This is a genomic window from Hymenobacter lapidiphilus (genome assembly GCF_003417065.2).
Classification (GTDB): Bacteria; Bacteroidota; Bacteroidia; order Cytophagales; family Hymenobacteraceae; genus Hymenobacter.
The window spans coordinates 68,785-76,859 of sequence record NZ_QVLT01000020.1; the positions used below are offsets into that span (position 1 = coordinate 68,785).

At 61.1% G+C, this 8,075-nt stretch carries 9 protein-coding genes and 1 pseudogene; 5 read left to right on the forward strand and 5 right to left on the reverse strand.

The features are described 5' to 3' along the window. The first annotated feature begins 80 nt into the window (after positions 1-80). The 4 genes from D0N36_RS12850 to trpS all read left to right on the forward strand — a co-directional run bounded on the left by D0N36_RS12850 (position 81) and on the right by trpS (position 3,476). On the forward strand, positions 81-455 hold the full coding sequence (locus D0N36_RS12850) for an STAS domain-containing protein (protein ID WP_116942098.1): 375 nt from the start codon (positions 81-83) through the stop codon (positions 453-455). A 111-nt stretch (positions 456-566) separates the two neighbouring features. Then, positions 567-1,484 (forward strand): ribonuclease Z, encoded by a 918-nt coding sequence (locus tag D0N36_RS12855; protein ID WP_116942099.1) that lies wholly within the window; start codon positions 567-569, stop codon positions 1,482-1,484. 158 nt (positions 1,485-1,642) lie between these two features. Then, on the forward strand, positions 1,643-2,395 hold the full coding sequence (locus D0N36_RS12860; protein ID WP_116942100.1) for a queuosine precursor transporter: 753 nt from the start codon (positions 1,643-1,645) through the stop codon (positions 2,393-2,395). Between the two features lie 103 nt (positions 2,396-2,498). Continuing rightward, positions 2,499-3,476 carry a tryptophan--tRNA ligase gene (trpS, locus tag D0N36_RS12865; RefSeq protein ID WP_116942101.1) on the forward strand — a complete coding sequence of 326 codons (978 nt, stop codon included), beginning with the start codon at positions 2,499-2,501 and terminating at the stop codon, positions 3,474-3,476. A gap of 115 nt (positions 3,477-3,591) precedes the next feature. On the opposite strand, the gene D0N36_RS12870 is transcribed toward trpS, so the two are convergent. The 5 genes and pseudogenes from D0N36_RS12870 to D0N36_RS12895 all read right to left on the reverse strand — a co-directional run bounded on the left by D0N36_RS12870 (position 3,592) and on the right by D0N36_RS12895 (position 7,611). Continuing rightward, positions 3,592-4,449 (reverse strand): hypothetical protein, encoded by an 858-nt coding sequence (locus tag D0N36_RS12870; protein WP_116942102.1) that lies wholly within the window; start codon positions 4,447-4,449, stop codon positions 3,592-3,594. A gap of 63 nt (positions 4,450-4,512) precedes the next feature. Beyond that, positions 4,513-5,654: pseudogene (locus D0N36_RS12875) on the reverse strand (CaiB/BaiF CoA transferase family protein). A gap of 160 nt (positions 5,655-5,814) precedes the next feature. Further along, positions 5,815-6,510 (reverse strand): ATP-binding cassette domain-containing protein, encoded by a 696-nt coding sequence (locus tag D0N36_RS12885; RefSeq protein WP_190242657.1) that lies wholly within the window; start codon positions 6,508-6,510, stop codon positions 5,815-5,817. After that, positions 6,510-6,830: a hypothetical protein gene (locus tag D0N36_RS12890; protein WP_116942106.1), complete on the reverse strand. Its 321-nt coding sequence runs from the start codon at positions 6,828-6,830 to the stop codon at positions 6,510-6,512. Before D0N36_RS12890 ends, D0N36_RS12885 begins: the two co-directional genes overlap by 1 nt. Before the next feature lie 46 nt (positions 6,831-6,876). After that, the gene (locus D0N36_RS12895; RefSeq protein ID WP_116942107.1) at positions 6,877-7,611 is read right to left on the reverse strand and encodes a class I SAM-dependent methyltransferase; all 735 of its coding nucleotides are present in this window, start codon (positions 7,609-7,611) and stop codon (positions 6,877-6,879) included. Between the two features lie 163 nt (positions 7,612-7,774). Here D0N36_RS12895 and D0N36_RS12900 point away from each other — a divergent pair, with 163 nt between their 5' ends. Further along, positions 7,775-7,972: a Gfo/Idh/MocA family oxidoreductase gene (locus D0N36_RS12900; RefSeq protein ID WP_190242658.1), complete on the forward strand. Its 198-nt coding sequence runs from the start codon at positions 7,775-7,777 to the stop codon at positions 7,970-7,972. Positions 7,973-8,075: the final 103 nt, after the last annotated feature.

The window sequence follows — 8,075 nt, forward strand, 5'->3', positions numbered from 1 at the left end:
TCATTCACTCCGGATTTACGCCCAACGGCTTTTTTTGCTACCTTCGCAACTACTCCCAAACAACCGAACCGACTTGCGGTATGAAGTACTCCATCGATAAAAAAGAAACCTACACCATCATCACGATTGACGAAAAGAAGCTCGATACGACCGTAGCGCCTGATTTGAAGTCGGAATTCGTCAAGCTCAATGCCGAGGGCATCAATAACCTGATCCTGGACCTGAGCAACGTAAAATACACCGATTCATCGGGCCTGAGCTCCATTCTGATTGCCAACCGCTTGTGCAACTCGACCGGCGGCCTGCTGGTGATGACCGGCCTGCAGGACCACGTGATGAAGCTCATCACCATCAGCAAGCTAGAATCGGTACTGCACATTCTGCCCAGCGTGGAAGAAGGCATCGACCGCATCTTCCTGCACGCCATCGAGCGCGACCTCACCAGTAAGGAGTAATTTTTTGGCTGCAAGCTATAAGCTGCAAGCTGCAAGCCTTCGTTCTGTCGACTCGTTCTCAGAACCAAAGCTTGCAGCTTGCAGCTTATAGCTTGTAGCCGTATTCACCCTATGGAGTTTGAGCTGAAAATCCTCGGCAGCGCCTCGGCCACCCCGTTTCTCGACCGCCACCACACGGCCCAGGTGCTGAGCGTGAACGGCACGCCCTACCTCATCGACTGCGGCGAGGGCACCCAGCGGCGGCTGCTCGAGTACAAGCTGCGGCCCCAGCGGCTGCAGAACATCTTCATCAGCCACCTGCACGGCGACCATTTTTTTGGGCTGTTCGGGTTGCTGGGCACCATGAACCTGACCGGCCGCACCGAGCCGCTGCACCTTTTCGGGCCAGCCGGCCTCGACGAAATCCTGACCACCCAGTTCCGGCACTCGCACACCCACCTCAATTTTGCGCTTGAATTCACGGCCGTCGATACCACCGAGCACCGGCTAGTTTTCGAGGATAAGAACCTGACGGTGCACTCGCTGCCCATGCGCCACCGCATTCCGTGCTGCGGCTACCTGTTCCGCGAGAAGCCCAAGCGCCGCCGGCTGCTGGCCGGGCAGCTGCCTGCCGGCCTGACGCCCGCCCAGCTCACGGCCCTCACGCTGGGCGAAGATGTGCGCGACGAAGCCGGCCAGGTGCTGGCCCTCAACGCGGCCGTTACCACCGAGCCCAAGCGCGCCCGCAGTTACGCCTTCTGCTCCGATACACTCTACACCGAAACCCTGGCCGAGCTGGTGCACGGCGTGGATTTGCTCTACCACGAGGCCACGTTTCTGGATGATATGCGCGAGCGAGCCGCCACCACCCACCACAGCACCGCCCGCCAGGCCGGCCTGCTGGCCCGCCGCGCCGAGGTGCAGCGCCTGCTCATCGGCCACTTCAGCAGCCGCTACCGCGACTTAGAGCCGCTGTTGGCCGAGGCCCGCGTCCAGTTCTCCTGGACCAGCCTGGCCGTGGAAGGCAGCACGTTTTCGGTGGCCGAGTAAGGGCTGTGTTGGTTGTCAAACAACTGTCATGCTGAGCGCAGCCGGAGGCGAAGTCGAAGCATCTCTACCGCAATGGTAATCCTGACGCCAAAATTACTATTGTGGTGGAGATGCTTCGGCTCCGCTCAGCATGACGGTTCTTCTCAATAACCACCCCTATGCCTGCCAAAAGTTTCGCGCACAAAAAACAGCAGCTTTACCTTGTGCTCAGCGGTATTTTTATCGTGAATGCGCTGCTGGCCGAAATTATCGGAGTGAAGATTTTTTCGGTGGACAAGCTGATGGGGCTACCCGGCAACCTCACGGCGGGCGTCATCATCTGGCCCGTGGTGTTTATCACCACCGACATCATCAACGAGTACTTTGGGCGCGAGGGCGTGCTGCGCATCAGCTTCCTCACGGTGGGGCTGATTCTGTACGCCTTCCTCGTGATTCTGGCCACCAACGAGCTGCCGCCGGCCCAGTTCTGGCTCGATGTAAACAGCACCGACGCGCAGGGCCGGCCGTTCAATATCGACTTTGCCTACCAGAGCATTTTCCAGCAGGGCCTGGGCATTATCATAGGCTCGCTCGTGGCCTTTATTATCGGGCAGGTGCTCGATGCCAGCATTTTCCAGTGGTTCCGGCGCGTGGCGGGTGGGCGCTACATCTGGCTGCGGGCTACCGGCTCCACGCTCGTTTCCCAGCTCGTCGATTCGGTGGTGGTGCTGTTCGTAGCTTTCTACGTGTTCGGCAACTGGGCGCTGGACCAGGTGCTGGAAGTAGCCAACACCAATTACTGGTATAAATTTGCGGCGGCTATCTTGCTCACACCCCTGCTCTACCTCGCCCGCTACGTCATCGACCGGTATCTGGGCAAGGACGAAGCTGAGGTGCTTCAGGAGCAGGCCGAGGCCGATGTGAGTGTTTAATTCTGAGCTGTTAGCTAGTAGCTGACAGCCGTTAGCTGGCCTTCTAGTAACCATTCATAAAAAGAGCTAACAGCTAACGGCTGTCAGCTAATATCTTAAAAATATGTCCCGCATTCTCACTGGCATCCAGAGCACCGGCCGGCCTCATTTGGGCAACCTGCTCGGCGCCATTCTGCCCACCATCGAGCTGTCGAAAAGCCCGGCCAACGAGTCGTTGTATTTCATTGCCGATCTGCACTCGCTCACCACCGTCCGCGACCCGGAACTGCTGCGCCAGAACACCTACGCTGTAGCTGCCGCGTGGCTGGCCTGTGGCTGCGATACCGATAAAAACCTGTTCTACCGGCAGTCCGACGTGCCGCAGGTAACGGAGCTGACCTGGTATTTGAGCTGCTTCACGCCTTACCCGATGCTGGCCAACGCGCACAGCTTCAAGGACAAAAGCGACCGTCTGAGCGACGTGAATGCGGGCCTGTTCACTTACCCCGTGCTCATGGCCGCCGACATCCTGCTCTACGACGCCGACATCGTGCCGGTGGGCAAAGACCAGGTGCAGCACCTCGAAATTGCCCGCGATATTGCTCAGGCCTTCAACAGCCGCTACGGCGAAACCTTCGTGCTGCCCCGGCCGCGCGTAGATGAACAGGTAATGCTGGTGCCCGGCGTCGATGGCCAGAAAATGAGCAAGAGCTACGGCAACACCATCGACATTTTCGTGGATGATAATACGCTGCTCAAAACCATCAAAACCATCGTTTCGGACAGCACCCCGCTCGAAGCGCCCAAAGACCCCGACACAGACACCACCTTCAAGCTATTCTCGTTGGTAGCCAACGCCGAGCAGGTGGCCGAAATGCGCCAGAACTACCTCAACGGCGGTTACGGCTACGGCCATGCCAAACAGGCGCTGTTCGAGGTCATCCGCACCCGTTTTGCCCAAGAGCGGGAGCAGTTTACCTTCTACAGCCAGAACCTACCCGAAGTGGATAAAAAACTGGCCGAAGGCGCCCGCAAAGCCCAAGCTTATGGCTCGGTCGTACTCAATAAGGTACGCGAGAAAGTAGGCTACGCCCAGCGGTAACAAGCCCGTCTGCCACACTCTGGCGGCAATAAAGGACCTGCCCGAAAGCCGCTCAATTGATTGAGTGACTTCCGGGCAGGTCCTTTGCATTTCCCAGAAAAAAACAGGAGTCCTTTTAATACTGCAGGCCGTCGATATTCTGGATTTTCTGCTGGCTACCAAAGCTGAACCCTACCTTGCTGCCGCGGCTGACCTGCTGGTTTTCGAGCTTCTGCTTGACGGTGATTTTCTGGATCTCCGTCATGGGCGGGGCAATCAGGTCATTGTTGACGGCCGCAATCATGGCGCTTTCCACAAACAGGCGCAGAGCGTCTTCCGTTACAACGTTGTCCGACATGTCGTTGTCGGGTAGTTCGAGCTGCTGCACACCTTCGAGGTAATAGTGCTGGTCGATGTTGATGAGCAGGCGGCCCACCAGATAGCCGGGGTCGTTGAGGCGCTGGTATTTGATGCTGTCGGCCATAAAGTTATAAGCCATGATGTGGCCGAAAAACCGCCGCCGGAAGTCATCCTCTACGTATTTGGTAGGCATGGGGCCATAATCGTCGGGGAAGGTGACGATGTTGGAGTGCAGCACAAACACCAGCAAGTCGCCGCTGAAACGGATGTGAAACTCCATCTCATTAACAGGCCGATACTCGATCATCACCGACGCATCGACGGCCGCCACCTTGCTGCTCAACTCTTCCACCAACTGCTGCGACGCCTGCCGTAGCAGCTCGAAGGTTGACTGCGTCTGGCGGTAAATTGCCTGCTTGGCCGAGGATTTTTGCCGCAGCCCCTCAAAAATCTGGTTGAGGCGGTCGGCGGGGGCGGCCGCCGGGTCGCCGGGGGCCTGGGGTTCGGCCCCGTCGGTATTGGGCGCATCGGTCAGGCTGGCATCAGCCGTTGTACGAATGGGCGGGCGGGCGCTGGTGGGCGGTGGGCCCGGGGAGCGGGTGAGCTTGGTTGGGCGGGAAATTTCGTCGTCCATGCAGCAGAGAAAAGTTGAGGCGCGACTGAAAGCGCGGATGAAAATCAAGTGGCAATGCCCTACTTACGCAAAATCCGGGCCCGGCGGCGAATCATTCCCCAATGCCGGCGGCCCCGGCAGCGCAGCCGCCACCGGCCAGGTACTGCTCCGAAAAGCCACCGTGCGCAGGCCTGGGTGGGGGAAGCCGGCCGTGGGCGGCAGCAGCATGGCGCGGGCCGCGGGTTGGCTCAGCGCCTCCCCCACCGCGCGCACGGCCCCGGCCGGCACGGCGCGTTTTTCCAGCTCCGCCAGCAGCTCCGCGCCACTTAGTTCTTCAATCCGCTGGCGTAGCAATTCCTCCAGTTCGGGGCGGTGGGCCACGCGGGCGGGGTTGGTGCTGAAGCGCGCATCAGCGGCCCAGGCAGACCGTTCGAGCACGGCGCAAAGCTGACGGAATTGCCCGTCGGAGCCCACGGCCAGCAGCAGCCGGGTGCCGTCGGCGGCGGTGTACACGGTGCCGTAGGGCACGATGCTGGGGTGGCCCGAGCCCATCGGCTGGGGCTCGTGGCCCGTTACCAGCCAACTGGTGCCCTGGTTGGCCAGCGAGGCCAGGGCGCTGTCGTGCAGCGACACTTCGAGCAGGGCGCCGCGGCCGGTTCGCTCGCGTTGGTAGAGGGCCAGCAGCAGCGCCTCCTTCAGATGGTGGGCCGTAAGCAGGTCGATGAGGGCCACTGGCATTTTCTGGGGCGGCTGGCCGGGGCCGGCGGCGTTAAGGTGCATGAAACCGGTTTCGGCCTGCAGCACGGCGTCGTAGCCGGCGCGGGCGTGGGCGGGGCCGTAGCCGGTAATGGCGCCGTAGAGCAGCTGCGGGTTCAGGGTGGAGAGCGTGACATAATCGGCCCCCAGCTTTTCGGCGTCGCCGGGCTTGTAGGAGGCCAGCACAATATCGGCCCCGGCAGCCAGCCCGTGCAGCGCGGCGCGGCCGGCGTCGGTGCGCAGGTCGAGCACCTGACTGGTTTTGCCCCAGTTGGCGGCGCTGAAATAAGCCGAAACCGGCGCATCGGGCGCTTCGGCGGCTGTGCGCCAGGTGCGGGTCACGTCGCGGCCGGAGACTCAATCTTCAGCACTTCGGCCCCCAACTCGGCCAGAAACTGGCCCACCTGAGGCCCGGCCAGCACCGAGGCCAGTTCCAGCACGCGCAGGCCGTGTAGTGGGAGGTCCGTCATTGAGAAGGGGTTAAGTTTGGAATGTCATTCTGAGCGCAGTCGAAGAATCTCTACCGCAATGGTAATCATAGCGGCGGCAACGAAGCGGTAGAGATTCTTCGGCTGCACTCAGCATGACGGTCTTTTCCCCGCTTTCCTATCTGGTCTCCCCCACCCACCTCTAACCGCTAATATACCCTCGGTCACGCAGGCCTTGGCGGGGGTTAGCCAGCAGCTCCAGGCGGCCGTCGTGCAGCAGATACACTGCGTCGCAGAGAGCCAGCACTTCCTCGTAGCGGTGGTCGGTGAGCAGCAGGCCTTTGCGCGGCTTCACGCGGCGCATCACCTCGGCCAGAACTTCCGTGTGCACGGGCATCACCCCGGTGAAAGGCTCATCGAGCAGCGTGAATTGGGTATCGGCGTGCAAGAGTAGCAGCACTTCGGCCAACCGCACGGTGCCGCTCGACAGCTCTTCCACCGGTCGGTTTAGCTGAGCCAGCAACTCTGGAAAGTCGCTTAGCGCCGCGGCAGCATCTACTCTGAGCAGTTGGGCGGCCGCGGTCAGCGTTAGTCGGGGTGGCAGCAGCGGCACCTGGGGCAGGTAATTGAGCAGGCCCGGCTGGCGGTAGGCCGGCACTACCCGCCGCCCGTTTACGCGCACCGAGGCATCAGCCACCGGCCGGGCCCCGAACACGGTTTGCAGCAGGGTCGATTTGCCGCAGCCGTTGCGGCCCAGCAGGCCCACCACCTGCCCGGTTTGCACCCGCAGGTACACATCCGACAGCAGCACCCGGTTACCAAACTTGAGTTGGATACCGTCGGCTTCGAGCACATGCGGCGCACCGGGTGCGGGCACGGAAGTAGAACAGGCGGGCATCAGGTGGCTAGTTGGTGTATGAGCCCGACCAGCATGGCGAAGCCTACCGTGTCGACTACCACCAGCGGCGCCCACAGCTGCCATTGTGCCAAGTGCAGGTTGCAGTAGAACCAGTGCTGGTCGGGCCACGTGCGCTGCCCGATGTACCAGATCAGCGGAAAGGTACTCAGCTTCATCAGCACAACGCTCGCGTTCAGCGGCAGCGGCCAGTTGCCAAACATCACTGCCGACCCCAGAATCAACCCCGAGCCCAGGCTGGTGAGTGGCAACAGCCGCCGGTAAAACAGGCCCACCACCCGACGGTACGCAGCAAACTCCATAGTTGTCGTATAAGAAATCCGGAGTGCTAACGGCCGGCAACGCCTTTTATTCCCTCACTCCCAGCCGCCCGAAGATTGGAAACGTCACCGTCCGCTCGCCCGGCCCCCACCGGCGCGTCAGTTCGGGAGCCAGCGCGTCTGCGGGGTTGCGGCCGTGCTGCTGCTCGTATTTCACCACGCTGCTCCAGGTGCGTAGGTAATTCAGGAACCACTCGACCGAGAACTGCCGCTGGTCGGCCAGCGCCAGGGTTTCGACCTGCGCAAACGGGAACGGCAGCCGGGCATACCGCTCGTGGATGTGGTGGCGGTGGGCGTCCCAATACGGACCCATCGTATCGTCCTGAAACTCGCGCAGCAGCGGGTCGATTTCGGGGCTGACGGTGGGCAGGTCGTAGCCCCATTCGGCCAGCATACCGCCGGGGCGCAGCACCCGCCGCGCCTCCCGTGCGAAGGCCTCGGGCTCCAGCCAGTGTACGGCCTGGGCCACGGTTATCAAATCGAATGCTGCGTCCGCAAAAGGCGTGCTTTCTGCCGGACTGAGCTGGTAACGCACGTTGGGTAGCACCGGAGCCTGGGCCAGCTGGGCGGCGCTGATGTCGGTAGCTTCCACCTGCCCGAAATAGCTGGACAGCACCGCCGCTACCTGCCCGTTGCCGGTGGCGCAGTCCCAGACGCGGCCCCGGCCCGCCACCCGCGGCAGCAGCCACTGGTAAAGCGCCAGCGGGTAGCTGATGCGGTAGCGGGCGTACAATTCGGCCTGGGCGGAGAATCGGTCGAGCATTGTTTGGCAGCTGATTTTTGGCAGTTGGGAGTAAAGAACGTCATTCAGAGCGAAGCGAAGAATCTCGCATGCTGACGTTGCAATGGCGTTTCAACGTCAGCATGCGAGATTCTTCGCTTCGCTCTGAATGACGTTCTTTACCACCAACTACTCAACTCACCCTATGCCTATCCAGACCGGCCTGCTGGCCTACGGCATGTCGGGCCGTGTTTTTCACGCGCCGTTCCTGCACGCCAGCCCCCATTTTACGCTGCGGGCCGTGGTGGAACGCACGCATAGAACTGCCGCTACGGCGTATCCAGACATCAGCAGCTACGGCTCGATGGCCGACTTGCTAGCTAACCCAAGTTGCGAGGTATAAATAAGGCCAAAAAAAAGTCTGTTCGGCGTGAACAGACTAGGTTTGAAGTATTCGACCCCTTCAAGCCCTGCCGACCATGCGCGAACAGACCGTTGCAATGTAC